Raw genomic sequence first — 19,837 nt, 5'->3', positions numbered from 1 at the left:
TTAAACCATCATTCGTAATTATATTATCAAATTTAAATCCAAAATGCATAAATATTTACTCTTATTTTTTTCATTCTTTTTTTTATCATGTTTTAATAACACTAAATATAATAAAGCGGACGAGCAAAAAGAAACTTCAGAAAACATTGTAATTGATTTACCAAAAAAACTACAAGAAATATCAGGTATTACCTTTATTACAGATAGTTTAGTTGCCGCAATTGAAGATGAACATGGAATTATATATTACTATGATTTAGGGAAACAGGAAATTATTAAAGAATATACTTTTGCAGATGATGGTGATTACGAAGATATTGTTAAAGTGGGTTCAGACTTATATGTTGTAAAAAGTGATGGTACAATATATGAAATCAGAAATTTTGCAAATAAAAACCCAGCTGTTATTCATTATAATACCCCTTTAAAGGGTAAAAATGATATTGAAGGTTTAACCTATAATAAAGAATTGAATAGCTTGCTATTGTCTGTTAAAGAAAAAAACCTAGATAAGAACCAGAAAGACACAAAAAATATTTACCAGTTTTCATTAATTGATAAAACATTAAATGAGATACCCGTTTACCAAATTCATTTTAAAGATATAGAAAGTGCTTTTGAAAGTGATGCTCTTATTGAAGCTTCTAAAAAATTTTTGAAAGCTGCTGGCAACGATAATTTGAATGAAGTGATAAAACCATCTGCTTTAACCTATCATCCCATTGACGGCAATCTTTATATTTTATCTGCAATAAATAATATGGTGATTGTACTTGATAAAGAAGGAGCATTTTTAAACATTATTAAATTAACAGGAAAAGAGTTTACACAACCAGAAGGTTTAGCTTTCAACAGTAAGGGAGAAATGTTTATATCAAACGAAGGCAAAAATAAAAAAGGAAACATTACTAAAGTCTATCAAACAGATGCAAAATAAATACAAATTAATTTTAAGCTTTTTAATAATTAGCTTAATATATACTTCATGTACTACCTATAAACCATTTTATGCTAAAAGTGAAAGAGATTGGCAAAAAGCTAACAATCCTGATTCTTTAAAACTTGACTATACTGTTTTTTTAGTAGGTGATGCTGGAAACCCATCTTTAGATGTGCAAGAACCTACATTAAAGCTTATGGAAAAGCAAATGTATAAAACAGATACAACTATTAGTAAAAATGGTTTAGATACTGTTATCAATAAATACTCGAGCAAAAAAGATGTTGTGATATTTATGGGAGATAATATTTATAATAATGGAATGCCAGATGTAGGCGATAATGATAGACCAGAAAAAGAGAAATTTATTACCGAACAGCTTAAAATTATAAAAGACTTTAAAGGTAAAAAGATAATTATTCCAGGTAACCATGATTGGAACCACAGCCTTAGCGGTGGTTTGGCTGCCTTAAAAAGACAAGAAGAATTTGTTGAAAATTATTTAGACAGTACAGATGTGTTTTTACCAAGTAACGGTTGTGCTGGACCAATAACCGTTCAAATGAATGGCAATTTAGTAATTATTGCCATTGATAGCGAATGGTGGTTAACATCAAACGCCCGTTCTGATAGGTTTGAACAAGGTTGTACAGTAGAAAATGAAGACCAATTGATAGCACAAATTAAAGATATTGTTATTAGAAATAAAGGTAAAAATATTGTGTTTACGCAACATCACCCTTTATTTTCTAACGGAAAACACGGTGGTTATTTCACATTATTAGAATATATTTTTCCATTAACATTAGTTAAAGATAACTTATACATCCCTTTGCCAATTATAGGTTCCATATATCCTCTAATGCGCCAATATGGTTTATCACGTCAAGATATTTCTAACAAACGTTACCAAGATTTAAGAACTAAACTTTTAGCAATTTTTGAAGACCAACCTAATGTAGTTTTTGCAGCCGGCCACGAACATGCTTTAATGCTTACAAAATATAAAACGCTAAACCATGTTGTTAGTGGGGCAGGCAGTAAAAATAGTTCGTTATTTAAAGGTAACGATGCGCTATTTGGGCATGGAACAAAAGGTTTTGCTCGTTTAAACTACTATAACAACGGACAATGCTGGGTAGAATTTTGGGAGCCTATTAATGACGGCAGTACTGGAAAATTAGTTTACAGATCACCGCTGTATTCTTTACCTGCCACTAAACAAAAAGAAAGATTAGAAATAAATGCTAACTACAGTGATTCTGTAAAAGTTATGGCTGTTGGCGAACGTTATAAGGCATCAAAATTTAAACAATCTGTTTTTGGTGAACATTACCGCTCTGTTTGGGCTACACCAATTGAAATTCCGTATTTAGATTTAACTAAATTTGCTGGTGGTTTAACACCTTTACAACTAGGGGGTGGTAACCAAACCATTTCTTTAAGGTTAGAAGGAAAAGACAAAATACAATACCAATTTAGAACTATTGATAAAGATCCGTCTGCTCTATTACCAGAAGGGTTCAAAAGCACTTTTGCAGATGATTTTGTACAAGATCAAATATCTTCTGCACATCCATTTGGTGCGCTAATTATTCCCGATTTAGCAGATGCTATTGGTGTTTTTCATACAAACCCACAAATTGTGTATATGCCGTATTCTATTTTATTGGGGCCGTATTTGCAAGAAATTGGTGGCAGAGCAGGTATTATTGAGGTTAGACCCGATGAAGATTTATCTAAATTTAAAGATTTTGGTTTTACTAAAAACGCAGTAAGTACTGCAACCATGTATGAGAAAATTAAAGAAGATAACGACAATGAAGTTGACCAAAAAGAATTTTTAAAAGCAAGACTTTTTGATATGCTTATTGGAGATTGGGATAGACATGAAGACCAATGGCGTTGGGCCGAGTTTAAGAAAAAAGGTAAAGGCGAAATCTTTAAACCAATTCCGAGAGATAGAGACCAAGTATTCACAAAATTTGAGGGAGCTATTCCAAAATTAATAAGTAAAATGGTGCCAGATATTCAATCTTTTGGATACGAGATAAAAGACCCTGCTAAACTTTCTATTGCAGCCCGTAACCTTGATAGAAATTTATTAAATAAGCTTACTTATGAAGAATGGATGAATACCGCTTCATTTATGAGAGCGAAATTAACAGATGAAGTTATTGAAAAAGCAGTAAGTAAATTACCTAAAAAAGCTTTTGATTTAACCGGGGCCGAGTTAATTGCTAAATTGAAATCAAGAAGAAACGAACTTGAAAAAACGGCAAAAGCTTATTACAATGTTTTAGGTGAAGAAGTTACCATAACAGGTTCTGATAAATATGAATATGTTGAAATAGATAGGCTAAAAGATAGCACATTAGTTACCGTGTACAAAACAAAAAAAGATGGAAAACTTGATGGAAAAATATACAGCCGCTCTTTTGACAACAAACACACTCGCCAAATAAATTTTTATTTACTTGGAGAAAATGATAGTTTGGTGGTAAGAGGAAAATCTGACAGACCAATTAAACTTACTGTGGTTGGCGGTTCGCAGTCAGATTATTTAGCAGATACTGCTGAAAATGGCAGAACTGTATTTTACGATACACCACAAAATACTTTTATAAAAGGAAGAAACACTAAAGTTTATAAATCTAATGGAGGTTGGGTAAACGAACATTTACCTGATAATTTTAAATATGATAAAGGCTCAATAACACCAAATGCTGATTTTAGAAACAATAAAGACGGATTGTTATTAGGTCTCGCTTACCAAACCAAGCATTATGGTTTCAGAAAAGCTCCTTATAGTTATGATCAGAGAGCTACAATATTTCACTCTGTACAAACTAAAGGCATCTTTGGCAGTTACAGAGGCACATTCTATTCTCTTTTTGCACATAAGTATGATTTAATCTTAAATGGGAATTATGCAGGTCCAGCTTACTCTTTCAACTTTTACGGAATTGGAAATAACACCCAAAACCTAAATGACGAGGTAGATTTTTACAGAGTAAGATCAGAAACTTATAATGCAGAATTTTTTATCCAAAGAAGAGCTTCCGATCGGGTTAAGTTTGGTATCGGACCCGGATTTGAATTTATCAAAATAAATGGTAGAAATGAAGCTAACTTTTTGGCAACTCAAATCATAACTGATAAAAACCCTGGCAGGTTTTTGACTTTAAAATCTTACATAGATATTTCTTTAACAGACAGTAAATTAAAACCTCAAACTGGTTTAAATTGGCTTACAAAAGCCGAATATTACAATGAAATTAATGGTGAGAAAGATAAGTTTTTAAGACTAAGTACAGATGTATCTGCTTTTGGAACACCAAATATAGGCTTACCAATAACAGTAGCTATGCGCTTAGGTGCCAGAACTAATATTGGAGATTACAAATTCTATCAAGCAAATACCATTGGTAATAACGATAATTTAAGGGGATTTAGAAACGAGAGATTTTCAGGCAGATCTGCAATTTATGCAAATTCTGAGGTGAGGTTGCCCGTATCTACTTTTAGAAATTATGTACTTACCGGCGACTTTGGCGTTTACGCATTTTATGATATTGCTACTGTAAGAAACAGTTTTGCAGATTCTAAAAAATGGCATCAAGGTTATGGTCCAGGTATTTGGTTAAATTTATATAACAGTTTCTTAGTAAGTGCGGGTTATGGTTTCTCTAGCGAAAGTAAATTGATTTCGTTTAATGTAGGTTACAGATTTTAGTGAATTTTATATGTTAAGTACTTTTGAAAAAGATGTAATCACAGGCTTAAGCGCTCCTAAAAAATTTTTATCTTCAAAATATTTTTATGATGATGAAGGTAGCCGTATTTTCAAAAAAATTATGGAAATGCCCGAATATTATTTGAGCAATTGCGAATTTGAAATTTTAGAATTACAAGCTAAACAAATATTTGAAAGTTTAAAGTTCAAACAACCTTTTAATATTATTGAATTGGGTGCTGGTGATGGCTCTAAAACATTTAAACTTTTAGAATTTTTGATAAATGAAGAAGTTGATTTTAATTATATCCCCATAGATATATCTCAGGAAGCTATGAATATGCTAACCAGTAAATTAAAATCATCGCTTCCTAACCTAAAAATAAAACCATTAGTAGGAGATTATTTTGACGTAATGTTAGATTTCAATAAAACAAACAAACATCAAAATTTACTATTATTTTTAGGCGGTAACATTGGCAATTATCCAAAAAATAATGCAATTGCACTTATGCAACTTTTTAATAGTGCCATGAAAAAAGGTGATAAGCTATTGATGGGTATTGATTTACAAAAGAATCCGCAAATTATACACCAAGCCTATTCAGACCCACAAGGAATTACTAAAGCGTTTAATCTTAATTTATTGACACGGATAAACAGAGAACTATCTGCAAATTTCGATTTAAATAATTTTGATTTCTATTGTTATTACAACCCAAGAACTGGCGAACTTTATAGTTATTTAGTGAGTTTAAAAGAACAAGAAGTTTTTTTACCAAATAGTAAAACAACCTTGTATTTTAAAAAGGATGAACTGATTTGGACAGAACAATCAAAAAAATATTCCTTTGAAGAAATTACTAACTTAGCGCAACAATCTGGCTATTCTGTTGTTAATCATTTCTTAGATACCAAAGCGTATTTTACAGATTGTTTATTGAGTAAAAATTAAAAAAAATGGCCGAAAATATTAAAATAGTAACATTAGGTGGAGGATGCTTTTGGTGTACAGAAGCCGTTATACAAAGGTTAAAAGGGGTTAAAAAAGTAGTATCGGGTTATGCGAACGGTTTTGTTCCAAACCCAACTTATGAAGCAGTTTGTAGTGGTTCATCTGGTTATGCAGAAGTTGTACAAGTAAGTTTTGATTCTTCTATAATTAGCTACGAAAACTTATTAAAGGTTTTTATGACTAGCCACGACCCTACAAGTTTAAACAGGCAAGGTGCTGATGCTGGTACGCAATACCGTTCGGGCATTTACTACCAAACAGAAGAAGAAAAACAAATTGCCGAAAGTGTGATTAATGAATTATCAGGAATATATAGCCAAGCAATAGTAACAGAGTTAGAACCTTTAAATAACTACTTCCCCGCAGAGGCTTATCATCAAAATTATTATAACCAAAACCAATATGCCGGTTATTGTAGGGCGGTAATAGAGCCTAAAGTTGCTAAGCTGAGGACCTATTACGCAAATATGTTAAATGAAGAGGCTTTGGAGGAATAGAATTTCAAAACCATTTCTTTTTCAAAGCAATTTTTATAGCGGCAGTTTTATTAGAAACATGCAGTTTATCGTAAATATTGGAGATATGTTTACGCACCGTATGCGGGCTAATAAATAATTTTTCGGCAATTTCGTTATAGTTTAATCCATCTACAATCAATTCCAAAATGCTCATTTCCCTAATAGAAAGTTGATAATCAAACTCTTCTGTTAAAACATCTTTTACTAAAGGCGTTTGTAGTTTTACTAAGTTTAAAGTTTTACGGGCAATAATTGCCGACATTGGCACTGCACCGTCTTCTACAACCGATTTTATTGATTTAATAATTACCGATATTTTTTCGTCTTTTAATAAATAACCACAAGCACCAGCTTTAATAGCTTCAAAAATTTTATCCTCATCATCAAAAACAGTAAGCATAATAAATTGTACATCTGGGTAAATTTCTTTGGCAATTAAAACCGTTTCTAAACCATCCATTCTGGGCATTTCAATGTCCATCATTACCACCAAAGGACGCTTTTCGATATTTAATTTCTCCATTTGTTGCAAAAAATCTGCCCCATCTTCTGCTAAAAAAAGCACATCTACATCATCAGAAAAATTAAGCTGCTCTTTCAAAGAGTTTCTTAGTAAACGCTTATCATCTACAATGGCAATAGGTATTTTTTTCATCATGTTAAAATATTAAAAAGGCTGCAAATAATTGCAGCCTTTAATCAAACCTCAACTATTATCTCACTATTAATTGAGCTAAACTAAAGTTTTTAACTGTTTAATAATTTCTCAATTAATTATTCAAATAAATGATAAAATGAATAGTTTATCAATAATACAGATGTAGTATTATTTTAAAACAAGAGGATATTTAATACCTGTCATAAATTCTACAACTTTAGTTTAACTAACTTAAAGGCACAAAAATATTTACTTCTGTACCTTTGTTTGGTGCTGAATTGAAATCTATTTTTCCTTTTAAATAATCTACTCTAGTTTTAATATTTTTTAAACCAATACCTTCAAAACTATTCATATTAGATAAATCAAAGCCAATTCCATTATCCTTTACCAACGCCTTAATACTTCCATTATCGTTAATTAAATTAATAGTAAGTTCAGTTGCTTTTGCATGTTTAATAATATTACTCACTAATTCTTGTATTACTTTATATAATATCACCTCTTCATTATGCTCTAACTGATCTGAAAAACCACTTGCTTCAAAATTTACTTTTAAGTTTTGCTCATCCAATTTCTCTATAAAAGATTTAATATCTGAGGCTATTCCTGATCTTAAAAGCGCATTAGGCATCATTTTATGAGATATAATTCTTACTTCTTTACAACTTTCATCTACTAATGCAAGGGTCTTCTCTGCCAAAAATTTCTCATTACTATTTTCAAAATTTACTCTTTCTAACAAACCGGCTAAATTCATTTTTACGGCACTAAAAAGCTGCCCAACGCCATCGTGTAAATCACTACCAATACGTTTACGTTCGTTTTCTTCTGCATCAATCACCGCCTTGGTAAGTTGTTCTCGTTGTTTGGCTTGCTCGGTTGCTAAAATGGCTTTTTGTTCTAGCTGTTTTTTTCTAAACAGCCCATAACCTATTAATAGCAATAACGCACTACTTATAGCAACAATAATAATGGTATTGTTTTTTTGATTAATAGCAGCCTGTTGCTTTTGTAGTGCTAATTCTTTCTGTAAACCTTCTTTGGTAAGTGAACTAATTTTCTTTTCCTTAAGAGATGAATCTAACCTATTTTGAAGTATGGTTTGATTTTGAGAAAACAACAATAAACTATCTTCTGCCAATGCAAATTTTTGTTGAGAGATATCAAATAAATTTTTGCTAATAGCAAATTGTTGAGCCACAACTTGCAAACCTTTTAATGAATCGGATTTGTTGAGAATAAGAATTTTATTCTCTTTTAGGTTAGTTTCATATTTAGTTTGGAGTTCTAAAAGCTTGTTATTAGAAGTTTCATTAATCAGTAACTCTTTATGTACAATTTGCGAATCCTTATATAAAAAAGCTGATTTCAAATCGTTTAATTCATTATAAAAAGCAGCAAGGCTGCTATATAAAGTATGTTTAAATTTTAAAAATTCTGGCGATGTATTTGCAATTGCAAGCGCTTTCTTTTCTAAATTAATTGCTTCATTTAAACGATTAGTACCACTCAAAAAACTCGCATAATTATTATAATTTATGATTAACGACTCTTTGTCATCATCTTCTTGAGCAATTGTTAATGCTGCTTTCAAATATTTTTCGGCATTTTCTACATCTCCAATTCTCTCATAACAACTTGCCAAAGTGCTTATACTTGCTCTTTCAACATTCCGATTTTTAATTTTCTCATTAAGCTTTAAATTTTCTTTTAAAACTAAAATGGCTTCATCGTATTTCTTTTGCCCATGATAAATTGTAGAAATGTTTGCATTTACATTTAAAATTTGCAGTTCATCATTGTTCTTCTTCGCAATAGCCTTAGCCTGATTAAAAAATTTTAAGGCGATGTCGTAATTTTTTAAGTTATAATTTATAACTCCAATATTCATCGTCACACTACCCTTCAGCTTTTGTTCGTTAGCTTTTTCGTAAAAATCAACCGCTTTATAATAGTAATCGAGTGCTTTTTCAAAATTACTTTTAGCATAAAAACTATTCCCAGTATTATGGTAGCAATTTCCTAAACGTTTTAAATTATTTGATTTTTTAAATAAGTCACTTGCTATTAAATAATTCTCAATTGCTGTATCGAATTTTTTTAAAGAATTAAATACAGTTCCGTTATAAAAATAACTCCTTCCTAACTCATCAATTACATTATTCTGCTTTCCGTAAGTTATCGCCTGAGACAAATAGCTTAGTGCATTGTTGTACTTAGCGTTTAGTATATTATAAAAAGCCAATTCATTATATCCCTTTACTGCGCTAATAGGTTTCTTTATTTTTTTAGATAAACTTATACCCAGTAAATAATTTTTGGTAATATTTGCAGAGTCTTTGTTTTGCTCAAATTTTTTGGCTAATTCAAAGTATTTTTCAACTCTAACCGAATCGTTGCTTTGATATAAAACATTTTTGTTCAAACTAACAATTTGTTTTTGTTTTGCAAATGCAAAAACAGCAAAAAGCAAACAAGCAAACAGTAATTTGTATTTCATAAAATTTTCCTTAGCATATTAATATCTAATAATATTTTTTCAACAAATGAAAGAATATTAACCCTAAAAAACAATACTTTGCTTTTATAAAAATAAAACATTTGCGAAAGAAAAATCTTAAGTATTTTATTCAGCTAAAAAAAAATCATAAACATCAACAAAGCAGGGTTTCTCCTTTCGAGAACCCTGCTTTAATTAGTAAATAATTAGGTAAGTTAAACTACCAAAACAAGCTAAATCCAAAATCTACGGATTTGTATTTTCCGTTTACTAAACCTCCTGAGCTATTTTCTGTGGTAAAACTATTAAAGTTTGGACTAACCGTTATACCCAATTTATTACAACTCGGTAGGTACAATCAAAGGCTAATTTAATATTGCGAGCAGTATATTCACTTTCTGTATTATTAAAGAAAAATGAATAATGATACTTAGTATTAATCACAATTTTATCGTTCAAATACGTTAAAGCAGATAAACTAGCTCCTGGAAATGTGATACCCGCTGTGCTAAAACCAGCAGATTTAAACCCACCTATAAAACCTAATCCAATGTGTGTTTCTGATCCTAAAATTTTTATTGGCTTTTTTGGGTTAACATACCACCCAAAATCAACCTCGGCCCAAGCACCATGTATGGTTTCTTTTGCTTCAACAGTTCCTCCCCAGTCTATATTAGGAACAAGTGAAAAATCACCACCTACCCAAGCGGTATTTCCTGCTAACCAATCAATTTTAAAAATTAGATTATTTGCTTTAAATGATGCGTTGCCAGTTTTTAAAGTTACATCTGCACTGCTCATTCTATATAGGCCAAAGTATAATTGATCGTCTTGTGCTTTAGCACCTACCATTAGAAACATAAAGGCTGTTAAAATGATTAACTTTTTCATTGTTTTACTTTTTAATGGTTACAAAAACAACTTCACTTTCTTGAGCTTTTTTAGTGATGTTTGCGCCAATCATCAAAATCTTATCATCATTATCTAATAAAAAGTGTCGCTAAATTTTAATCCCCATGTGTCATTTTTTAACGACTCATATTTTGCAGTTTTAGCTCCCAAATCATAAGTTACAACAGACGGAGCTGTAATAATTTGTTTAGAATCTTTAGGTGTTACGGTTCCAAATTTCTTATCCCATTTATTGTATTCGGTTACATCTTGTATAATCCAAAACATGGTATTTTTATCTTTTGAGAAAGTAAAGTAACCCTTTGAATATTCAGCTTCTTTAACAATATACTTGTCTAGGTTTCCTTTTTCGTCAAAAATTGCATTAATTAGAGCATTTTCGCGTAGTCCATTAATATAAATTTGTCCGCTGTAAATAAATTTACCATTTACAACAGCCATTTGTAAATCGGCAACTTTAAAGCATAAATCTGCTTTAACCGACTCTCCATTTATATTTACCAAAGCGGATTGAATATCTTTTGGAGTGATACATTTTGCATAAACCAATTTACCAGCTTCTATTTTTGCAATCTGTACGTTTGGGTAATCTGATGCTTTAGGCACTGTAAAATCTGCATGAATGTTGTTTCCTTTGCCAGCCTCGCCAAACAAATAAACTGCTCCATCTTTTTCAACAACCTGGCTAACTAACCATTGCGAATTTGGAGCAGTAAAAATTAATTGCTCTTTGGTTTCGTAAGTATCACCATCAAGTCTAATGTATTCGTACTGATTTGCCGGGGCAACTTTTAAAGGTGATTTTTTGTAATCGATTGTACGAGTTAAGAAAACATAATCGTACTTACCTGGCGTTATTTCTATTTCTTTACCATAAACCAAGCATTGGTAATCAAAAGTTAATGCTTTCTCTTTTAAAATAGTTCCATTTTCATCAAACTTTCTGAAAACATTATGGGTCTTGCCTTCGGTGTTTACGTTAGCGGTGTTAAACAAAACATTACCTTGATTTGGTAATGGGTGATTAAACATAGGTATCCACATTTGTCCCTTAGCTTCTTTCATGTCTACAGCACTTACTTTATAAACTGTAGCATCTTCCGAGCAAAAACCACCTCCAGTTTTGCCTACACTTGCATTTAGCTTTAAACCTATTTTTGAAACTGCAAGTTTAAAGCCTGTCATACCGGCCGTACCGTAATAATATTTTGGAACATAAAAGAGTTATCAATAGGTCCAGTAGGCATAGCAATACCACCCACCATATTGGTAATGTTGTTCATTAAAACATTATATTTCTTACCAAATACAATTTCTCCGTTTTTTAAAGCTTCTTCGGTATTACTGTAATTTTTATTCTCGGTATTGATGTAATTAAAATCATTGTCAAAATTTAATTGATCAATATTCCATTTAACTCCCTTAAAAGTAATTGAGTTGATTCCATTAGAGGCATCACAAACTGCTTGCGAAAATTTTATAAATGTTTTTTGGGTTTGTTCATCAATACCGGCGTCAATGATCTTCCAGCCTTTGTGTTTATTTTGAGACTCTAAATCGAAGCTTTTAGTACTTACTTGTAATTGTGCAAATGCTGTGCTTCCTGCTAACAACAATAGTGCGTTTAATAAAATTCTTTTCATTTTGTTTTGAGATTTGATTAGATCAAAAGTTCAATAAAATGAGTTAGGCTTCAATAACGCATTTGTAGTATTTTTTGGGAAATAGACTTATAAAACAGGAAATTATATAGTAAAAAAAGCTGTTCTTATTGTGACAAGAACAGCTTTTTTATGATTATTTAAAAATTTTAGACTATAAAGTAGCGATTACTAAACGCTCATTTTTACTGTCATCTTTATCGTCATGATTAAAAATAATATACTTTCCATTTGGAGATATTTGATAGTTTCTTACACCAGCATCTGGTATTTTGGCATTAACAGCTGGGAAACTACCCATTACATTATTTCCGTTTTCATCAAAAAAGAATAATCCACTTTTGGTTTTTCTTCTGGTAGTGATTGTAGTTGCAGTTTCAGTTCGCTTCTCCCAATAATATAGATAACCTACAACGTACCCTTTACCTGGTGCATAATGTATATCTAAGCTGGTATCCTCCCCTTCTAAAGATTTTTTTATCCTTTTGATGGTTTCATTTTTTTGGCCTGTTTGTAGGTTTAACTCATAACCTCCGTAATTAAAGAAAACAATACGAGGGCTGGCCATAGAACTATTAAAGCCTGTTGCAGTTCCACAATCAAACTTCCTTACAAATTTGTTAGCTGTTAAATCAAATATTTCTATGCTACTATTTTGGGTTTTAGTTCCTTCATTAAATACTATAATTTCATCTACTCCAATAAATGTTTTTATTTGATAGGCTATATAAGGCTTTTTGCCATCAGGAAGTTTTTTAACAGTTATTTTACCCGTAGATAAGTCCGCAGATTTTACAACTTCATTCTTGTCTATTGAAGCTTTAGTTCTGTTCTCAATAAAAAACAAGCTTTTTCCATCTTTAGAAAAGGCCATTTGTCCCATTTCTACATAAGCATTTACAGCAACAGAATGCTCACCTGGTTTTTGAAGTAAAACATCTTCTGGTGCAGTTTGCCAATTGTTAATGACTCTCACTTCACCTTTATTAAGGACAATTGCCAACTGACCAGAATTTTCTGGATTACAAATTATCTTACCCCAAAAATAATCAATTCCTGTTTTCTTAATTTTAAAAGTTTTGATCTCGCTCTTTAACTTTAGCGAGTAAACTACAAGCCTTCCTTCTTCTTTTTGGTCCACATTAACTAAAAACAAATAGTCGGCATTCCGCGAAAACACCATGTTATCTTCATTTACATAAGGAATATAATTGATGGGTTTTCCTCTTAAGAGTTCTCCGCTTATTAGGGCATACTGCTTAGGATTCATACTTTGCGCAAATACACTTGTAACAAACAAGCTAAATGCAATAATTAATAATTTTTTCATTTTGTTTTGAGATTTGATTGTCTCAAAAGTTCAATAAAATGAGTTGCGCTTCAATAACGCATTTGTAGTATTTTCTATCGTAGAATAATCAAACTAAAACTTACTATGTAGAAAACCCTGCAATAAAATTCACAAAAAATATATTTAAACTTATATTCGCAATCTATTTATAGGTAATATATTAATTTACAAAAATTAGGATCATGCACAGAACGCACACTTGTGGTGAATTAACCATCAAAAATTTAGGTCAGGAAGTAATATTGAGCGGTTGGGTACAAAAATCAAGAGATTTAGGTGGAACTACTTTTATTGATGTAAGAGACCGTTATGGTTTAACACAATTAGTGGTTAATACTGACGACGAAGCCACCTTACGTACTAAAGTAAAAGATTTAGGTCGTGAGTTTGTGATAAAAGTGAAAGGCATTGTTGTAGAACGTTCTAATAAAAACCCTAAAATTGCAACCGGAGATGTGGAGATTAAAGTTTCTGATTTGGAAATTTTAAACGTTGCAAAACTACCTCCTTTTATGATTGAAGACGAAACAGATGGTGGTGAAGAGTTACGTATGAAATACCGCTATTTAGATTTACGCCGTAACCCAGTTCGTAATAATTTAATTCTTCGTCATAAAATGGCGCAAGAAATACGTAAATATTTAGATGCGCAAGGCTTTTTAGAAGTTGAAACTCCTGTTTTAATAAAATCTACGCCAGAAGGTGCAAGAGATTTTGTGGTGCCAAGTCGCATGAACCCAGGTGAGTTTTATGCTTTACCACAATCGCCTCAAACCTTTAAACAATTGTTAATGGTATCAGGTTTTGATCGTTATTTCCAAATTGTTAAATGTTTTAGAGACGAAGATTTAAGAGCCGACCGTCAGCCAGAATTTACGCAGATAGATTGCGAAATGGCCTTTATTGAGCAGGAAGATATTTTAAATTTATTTGAGGGATTAACTCGCCACATGTTTAAAAATGTGAAAGATTTAGAATTAGGCGATTTCCCACGTATGGATTATGCAGATGCAATGCGTTTATACGGTTCTGATAAACCAGATATCCGTTTTGATATGCAATTTGTAAGCCTCACCCCAACCCTCTCCGAAGGAGAGGGAGCAAAAGACCTTGTAAAGGGGTTTGGTTTTCCAGTTTTTGATAATGCCGAATTAGTTGTAGGTATAAATGCAAAAGGAGCTGCTTCTTATACTCGTAAACAATTAGATGAACTAACAGATTTTGTAAAACGCCCTCAAATTGGTGCAACTGGTTTAATTTACATGCGCCATAATGAAGATGGCACTTTAAAATCATCTGTCGATAAATTTTACGACGAAACGCAATTAAAAAAATGGTCAGAAGCTTTTGCTACTACCCCTGGTGATTTAGTTTTAATTATGGCTGGTGGAACTGACAAAGTACGCAAGCAATTAAATGAGCTTCGTTTAGAAATGGGTAACCGTTTAGGCTTACGCGATAAAAATAAATTTGCACCACTTTGGGTAATTGACTTTCCATTATTAGAGTGGGATGAAGAAAGCGAACGTTACCACGCTATGCACCATCCATTTACTTCGCCAAAACCAGAAGATATTGCTTTATTAGATAGCAAACCAGGCGAAGTGAGAGCAAATGCTTACGATTTGGTGATTAACGGAACCGAAATTGGCGGTGGTTCTATCCGTATTCATGATAAAGAATTACAATCTATCATGTTTAAACATTTAGGTTTTAGCCCAGAAGAAGCGCAAAAACAATTTGGCTTTTTATTAGAAGCTTTTGAATATGGCGCACCTCCACATGGCGGTATTGCCTTCGGTTTTGATAGGCTGGTTTCTATTGTAGCGGGTTTAGATTCTATCCGAGACGTTATTGCATTCCCTAAAAACAATTCTGGACGTGATGTGATGATAGATTCACCATCAACCATTGATGAAAAGCAGAAAAAAGAATTAAATATTGAAACTACGGTTTAAATTAAAAAAGGAGATTTTCTAAGAAAATCTCCTTTTTTCTTTCGCACTTAATTTTACTGAGCTATAAAACTCACTGTTAAAGATTCTTTAGCAAATCTGTCAATTATATTACCAGTTAAATTATATGTCGGTGATTTTGATACTTGAAGAAAAACATCTAAATCAGATCTTGATGACTTTAGTGTAAGCGTTTGTCGCTGCCCTTTCTCATAATCAACTTCTAAAATATAACTACCGTTAATATCTTTTACGGTTTCAATATTAGATCCCGAAAGTTCCAAAACAGGTGGTGTGCTTCCAGTCATGTAAATACCGGTACTTGCAATAATAAATATTTTAACGGTTTCTTTTTCTGCGGTAGTTGTACCCTCTTCCTTTACACAGGATAAGAATAAAATAACCGAAAACAACAGTAATAATTTCGATTTCATAAGATGATTTTTTCATCAAAAATCTGAAATTGCTTTTACATAAAAAAATCTATTTTGCGAACTATCCTTCTACAAAAACTGCAGTTCCACTTGCAGATACCATTAACATACTACCAGCACTTCCCATAGTTTCGTAATCTAAATCAATTCCTATTACAGCATTAGCACCTAACCTTGCTGCGTAATCTTGCATTTCTGCCATTGCAATATTTTTTGCTTCGCGTAAACCTTCTTCATAACTCCCTGCCCTACCGCCAACAATATCTCTTATACTTGCAAAAAAATCTTTTACAAAGTTTGCGCCTATAATGGCTTCTCCGGTAACAATTCCTAAATATTTAACTACTTTTTTTCCTTCAATGTTATTGGTGGTTGTAACTATCATAATTTTAATTTTGATTAATAATCTTTTCCATTTGGACAGAGAAGTGCTTTAAAAGTTACACAAATCGAATTTATAAGGTAATTTATTTCTCATCAAACCTAAATATTTTAAAATCTAAGCTTATTAATTTATCGGGCAAAACACATAAAGCCCAATAACTAAAATTATATTTGCATCACAAAACAAAAAAATGAAATATTATTCCTTTACCAACGAGCCTACTATACCAGAAGACGATTTTTTTATGAAAGAAGCATTAAAGGAAGCTCATTTAGCTTTAGCCGCTGATGAAATACCGGTAGGTGCTGTATTAGTTTGTAAAGGGCGAGTTATAGGAAAAGGACATAATTTAACACAAAAATTAAACGATGTAACTGCCCATGCAGAGATGCAGGCATTTACGGCTGCTTCAAATTTTTTAGGCGGAAAATATCTTTCAGATTGCACTTTGTATGTAACCTTAGAACCATGTGTAATGTGCGCCGGAGCAGCTTATTGGACACAAATTTCGAGGATTGTTTTTGGAGCTCATGATCCACAAAGAGGCTTCTCTCGTCTTTCTCAAAACATATTACATCCTAAAACACAATTTATTGGAGGGATTTTTGAAGAAGAGTGTAGCGAACTTGTTAAATCGTTTTTTCAAAAAAAAAGAAATAAATCTTAACATTAATCTGAACAATTTTAAATTTCAGGTGCTTATATTTATAATTATTAAATAATCTTTAAACTAAAAATTATGGCTTTTGAATTACCTGCGTTACCCTACGCAACAGACGCACTAGAACCAAATATTGACAAAGCAACAATGGAAATCCACCATGGTAAACACCATGCTGCCTATGTTACTAATTTAAACAAAGCTTTAGAAGGCAAAGAAGATGCTTCTTCTATTGAAGATATTTGTAAAAATATTTCTAATTATCCAGCTGCTGTTAGAAACAATGGTGGTGGTCATTTTAACCATTCATTATTTTGGACAGTAATGGGTACAAATGCTGGTGGCACTCCATCAGGAGATTTAGCAACTGCTATTGATGCTGCTTTTGGTTCTTTCGAAGATTTTAAAACTGCATTCGCACAGGCTGGTGCTACTCGTTTTGGTTCTGGTTGGGCATGGTTAATTGTTGGTGCCGATGGTAAGTTAGCAGTAACCTCTACCCCAAACCAAGATAACCCATTAATGGATGTTGCAGAAGTTAAAGGAACACCTATTTTAGGAATGGATGTTTGGGAACATGCTTATTATTTGAATTACCAAAACAGACGTCCGGATTACATTGCAGCTTTCTTTAATGTAATTAATTGGACTGCTGTTGCAGAACGTTTTGAAGCTGCGAAATAATTTGGCATCATTTTGAATAATAAAAAAACGGGAAGAAATTCATCTTCCCGTTTTTTTATGCTCAGTTATGAAGAAGTTTATTTTACCATCGTTATTTATTTTATTATTAAGTTTAAGTAGCTGTGCTGCTGTTGAAGGTATTTTTAAAGTAGGTTACTACGCAGGAATATTTGTAGTAGTTTTTGTGCTTATTGTCATCGCATTTATATATTCTAAATTCAAAAAGTAATTAGTAATAAATTAAATGGCAAGTTATTTGTTTATGGTGATTTAAATAAATAAGAAAATGAATTTAAAAAGAACTTTTGGAACAATACTTACAATATTAGGTATAATTGGTTTAATATATACAGCCGTGTCTTTTGTGCAGCAAAGCGGAGATACAAGAACTGTTATAACTTTAGGAGTATTGGGAGTTGTATTCTTTTTTACCGGAATTAGCTTGGTGAGAACAACAAAAGATGAGTCATAAAAAAAACCCGCTTTAAAGGCGGGTTTAAATTAATCATTGTTAAGTTGGCTTTTTAAGTTTTCTAAAACTCGACCACCTTTATAAAAATACCGTTGCCAATAAGGTTCTTGTAAATTGCTAATCATAACACCTTTACTAGAAGATGCGTGTGCAAATTTATTATCGCCCATGTAAACACCAACATGACTAATAGATTTGCTGTGTATTTTAAAAAAAACTAAATCACCTTCTTTTAAATCAACTTTATTGATGGGATTAACCATGCTGAAAATATTTCTTGAGTTATTTCCAATAATTGTATTAAATGTTTTATTATACAATTCGTATGCAAATCCAGAACAGTCAATACCTTTTTTTGTATCACCACCTAAACGGTAAGGTGTACCCAACCAATCGTATATAAATTGGTACATTTTAGTATTGCTTGTTGCTGATACTGCAACCCCCATTACTTGAGAAAAAAATTGACTAGCTAAATTATCTGGATCGGAAACTTCGGTTTTTGTAGCGGTGGAAGAACTTTGTTTAGAATTTTGCGCTTTTGCAGTTAAGAAAAAACTAACGAGAAGTGTAAAAATTATAATTTTCTTCATTGAAACTGATTTTATTAATTAATAAAGTAAGGATTTTATTAACGAACTAAACAAAACATTATTTTTGTTGTTGCGAAAATAGCATTAAAGTTTCTTTTACGCAAGAAGTTATTAAAGGTTTTAACAAATCTTAACAATAACTCTATTCCCAAATTCAATTCTTTGATTTAAAAAATTTGTCAAACACTAACGTTCAGAATGGTTTATCTCTCTAAATGGCTATTTTTACCTATTTAGATAAAGTATTCTCAATTTAATATCATTAAAACAACATATAGGTTTTATTTTTGTTAAGATATTAATAGATTTGCTTTCCATAATTAGAATTTACGAATGAGTTCAATTGCGATAACAAAAGAGACATACCTTGAATGGTATGAGTTGATGCTTCTGCTAAGAAGATTCGAAGAAAAAGCAGGCCAGTTATATGGTCAGCAAAAAATCAGAGGTTTTTGTCACCTTTACATAGGTCAGGAAGCTGTAATTGCAGGTGCAATGTCGGCAATTAAAAAAGGCGACAGTATGATTACCGCATACCGTGACCATGCACATCCAATAGCTTTGGGCATGTCTCCAAATGTTGCAATGGCCGAACTTTTTGGTAAAGCAACTGGCTGTTCTAAAGGAAAGGGTGGTTCTATGCACTTTTTCGACAAAGAAAATAAGTTTTTTGGTGGCCATGGCATTGTAGGTGGTCAAATACCTGTTGGTGCTGGTATAGCTTTCGCCGAGAAATACTTAGGAACAGATAATGTTAATATTTGCTACATGGGTGATGGTGCAGTACGTCAAGGTGCATTAAACGAAACCTTTAACATGGCAATGCTTTGGAAACTTCCTGTGATTTTTGTGGTTGAAAACAACGGTTATGCTATGGGTACATCTGTTGCTCGTACATCAAATACTACAGATATTTATAAATTAGGTTTAGGTTACGAGATGCCATGTATGCCAGTTGATGGCATGGATCCTGTTGCAGTGCATAACGCAATGGATGAAGCTGTACAAAGAGCAAGAAAAGGCGAAGGACCAACTTTCTTAGAAATAAGAACTTATAGGTTTAAAGGGCATTCAATGTCAGATCCTCAAAAATACCGCACAAAAGAAGAGGTAGAAGAGTATAAAGCAAAAGATCCAATTGAAATTGTTAAAGCTCAAATTCAAAAAGAAAAATGGGCAACCGAAGAATGGTTTGATGAAATTGCTGCTAAAATTAAAGCTCAGGTAGATGAAGCAGTAAAATTTGCTGAAGAATCTCCTTGGCCAGATCCGTCAGAATTATATACTGATGTTTATGTAGAATCAGACTACCCTTTTATTAAAGACTAACATTTATTTAACACAGATTATAATTATTCT

19 protein-coding genes are annotated in these 19,837 nt (G+C 32.0%); 10 read left to right on the top strand and 9 right to left on the bottom strand.

Translation table 11 applies throughout. From position 1 onward, the window contains the following. Positions 1–43 precede the first annotated feature (43 nt). Genes ACFSSE_RS10355 through msrA form a run of 4 tightly spaced genes read left to right on the top strand, consistent with a single transcriptional unit; the run spans position 44 to position 6,188 of the window. On the top strand, positions 44–937 hold the full coding sequence (locus ACFSSE_RS10355; RefSeq protein ID WP_379041439.1) for an SdiA-regulated domain-containing protein: 894 nt from the start codon (positions 44–46) through the stop codon (positions 935–937). Further along, entirely contained in the window at positions 927–4,676 is a 3,750-nt protein-coding gene (locus ACFSSE_RS10350) for a metallophosphoesterase (protein ID WP_379041437.1), read from the top strand. The genes ACFSSE_RS10355 and ACFSSE_RS10350 overlap by 11 nt, the downstream gene beginning before the upstream one ends. A 10-nt stretch (positions 4,677–4,686) precedes the next feature. Further along, positions 4,687–5,631: an L-histidine N(alpha)-methyltransferase gene (gene egtD / locus ACFSSE_RS10345; protein ID WP_379041435.1), complete on the top strand. Its 945-nt coding sequence runs from the start codon at positions 4,687–4,689 to the stop codon at positions 5,629–5,631. A gap of 5 nt (positions 5,632–5,636) precedes the next feature. Further along, positions 5,637–6,188 (top strand): peptide-methionine (S)-S-oxide reductase MsrA, encoded by a 552-nt coding sequence (gene msrA / locus ACFSSE_RS10340; RefSeq protein WP_379041433.1) that lies wholly within the window; start codon positions 5,637–5,639, stop codon positions 6,186–6,188. Between the two features lie 4 nt (positions 6,189–6,192). Here msrA and ACFSSE_RS10335 read toward each other — a convergent pair whose 3' ends face one another. The 6 genes from ACFSSE_RS10335 to ACFSSE_RS10310 all read right to left on the bottom strand — a co-directional run bounded on the left by ACFSSE_RS10335 (position 6,193) and on the right by ACFSSE_RS10310 (position 13,273). Then, on the bottom strand, positions 6,193–6,867 hold the full coding sequence (locus tag ACFSSE_RS10335) for a response regulator transcription factor (RefSeq protein ID WP_379041431.1): 675 nt from the start codon (positions 6,865–6,867) through the stop codon (positions 6,193–6,195). A gap of 226 nt (positions 6,868–7,093) precedes the next feature. Then, complete coding sequence (locus ACFSSE_RS10330; protein WP_379041429.1) at positions 7,094–9,370, bottom strand: tetratricopeptide repeat-containing sensor histidine kinase; 2,277 nt, start codon at positions 9,368–9,370, stop codon at positions 7,094–7,096. A gap of 324 nt (positions 9,371–9,694) precedes the next feature. Continuing rightward, positions 9,695–10,261 carry a hypothetical protein gene (locus ACFSSE_RS10325; protein ID WP_379041427.1) on the bottom strand — a complete coding sequence of 189 codons (567 nt, stop codon included), beginning with the start codon at positions 10,259–10,261 and terminating at the stop codon, positions 9,695–9,697. A gap of 93 nt (positions 10,262–10,354) precedes the next feature. Continuing rightward, positions 10,355–11,467 carry a hypothetical protein gene (locus ACFSSE_RS10320; RefSeq protein ID WP_379041425.1) on the bottom strand — a complete coding sequence of 371 codons (1,113 nt, stop codon included), beginning with the start codon at positions 11,465–11,467 and terminating at the stop codon, positions 10,355–10,357. Beyond that, entirely contained in the window at positions 11,464–11,925 is a 462-nt protein-coding gene (locus ACFSSE_RS10315; RefSeq protein WP_379041423.1) for a hypothetical protein, read from the bottom strand. Before ACFSSE_RS10315 ends, ACFSSE_RS10320 begins: the two co-directional genes overlap by 4 nt. 172 nt (positions 11,926–12,097) lie before the next feature. Beyond that, positions 12,098–13,273: a hypothetical protein gene (locus tag ACFSSE_RS10310; RefSeq protein ID WP_379041422.1), complete on the bottom strand. Its 1,176-nt coding sequence runs from the start codon at positions 13,271–13,273 to the stop codon at positions 12,098–12,100. 203 nt (positions 13,274–13,476) lie between these two features. On the opposite strand from ACFSSE_RS10310, the gene aspS reads away from it, so the two are divergent. Continuing rightward, positions 13,477–15,252: an aspartate--tRNA ligase gene (gene aspS / locus ACFSSE_RS10305; protein ID WP_379041421.1), complete on the top strand. Its 1,776-nt coding sequence runs from the start codon at positions 13,477–13,479 to the stop codon at positions 15,250–15,252. A 53-nt stretch (positions 15,253–15,305) separates the two neighbouring features. On the opposite strand, the gene ACFSSE_RS10300 is transcribed toward aspS, so the two are convergent. Both ACFSSE_RS10300 and ACFSSE_RS10295 read right to left on the bottom strand, forming a co-directional pair. Further along, positions 15,306–15,683 (bottom strand): hypothetical protein, encoded by a 378-nt coding sequence (locus ACFSSE_RS10300; protein WP_379041420.1) that lies wholly within the window; start codon positions 15,681–15,683, stop codon positions 15,306–15,308. Between the two features lie 61 nt (positions 15,684–15,744). After that, a complete protein-coding gene (locus tag ACFSSE_RS10295) occupies positions 15,745–16,068 on the bottom strand; it encodes a heavy metal-binding domain-containing protein (RefSeq protein WP_379041419.1) in 324 nt (107 codons plus the stop codon). Positions 16,069–16,258: 190 nt separating this feature from the next. Between ACFSSE_RS10295 and ACFSSE_RS10290 the strand changes: the two genes are divergently transcribed. The 4 genes from ACFSSE_RS10290 (at position 16,259) to ACFSSE_RS10275 (ending at position 17,885) form a co-directional block, all read left to right on the top strand. Then, on the top strand, positions 16,259–16,735 hold the full coding sequence (locus ACFSSE_RS10290) for a nucleoside deaminase (RefSeq protein WP_379041418.1): 477 nt from the start codon (positions 16,259–16,261) through the stop codon (positions 16,733–16,735). Positions 16,736–16,807: 72 nt separating this feature from the next. Further along, entirely contained in the window at positions 16,808–17,413 is a 606-nt protein-coding gene (locus ACFSSE_RS10285; protein WP_379041417.1) for a superoxide dismutase, read from the top strand. Positions 17,414–17,480: 67 nt separating this feature from the next. Next, entirely contained in the window at positions 17,481–17,642 is a 162-nt protein-coding gene (locus ACFSSE_RS10280; RefSeq protein WP_379100886.1) for a phosphatidate cytidylyltransferase, read from the top strand. A 57-nt stretch (positions 17,643–17,699) separates the two neighbouring features. Next, positions 17,700–17,885: a hypothetical protein gene (locus ACFSSE_RS10275; RefSeq protein WP_379041416.1), complete on the top strand. Its 186-nt coding sequence runs from the start codon at positions 17,700–17,702 to the stop codon at positions 17,883–17,885. A 29-nt stretch (positions 17,886–17,914) separates the two neighbouring features. Here the strand turns inward: ACFSSE_RS10275 and ACFSSE_RS10270 are convergent, their stop codons facing one another. Then, positions 17,915–18,478 (bottom strand): C40 family peptidase, encoded by a 564-nt coding sequence (locus tag ACFSSE_RS10270; protein WP_379041415.1) that lies wholly within the window; start codon positions 18,476–18,478, stop codon positions 17,915–17,917. A 333-nt stretch (positions 18,479–18,811) separates the two neighbouring features. Between ACFSSE_RS10270 and pdhA the strand changes: the two genes are divergently transcribed. Then, positions 18,812–19,807: a pyruvate dehydrogenase (acetyl-transferring) E1 component subunit alpha gene (gene pdhA / locus ACFSSE_RS10265; RefSeq protein ID WP_379041414.1), complete on the top strand. Its 996-nt coding sequence runs from the start codon at positions 18,812–18,814 to the stop codon at positions 19,805–19,807. Positions 19,808–19,837 lie beyond the last annotated feature (30 nt).

The organism is Pedobacter alpinus, assembly GCF_042684645.1.
Taxonomy (GTDB): Bacteria; Bacteroidota; Bacteroidia; order Sphingobacteriales; family Sphingobacteriaceae; genus Pseudopedobacter; species Pseudopedobacter alpinus.
Note: the sequence above shows the minus strand (reverse complement) of the source record. Positions and strands in the feature narration are given on the sequence as shown.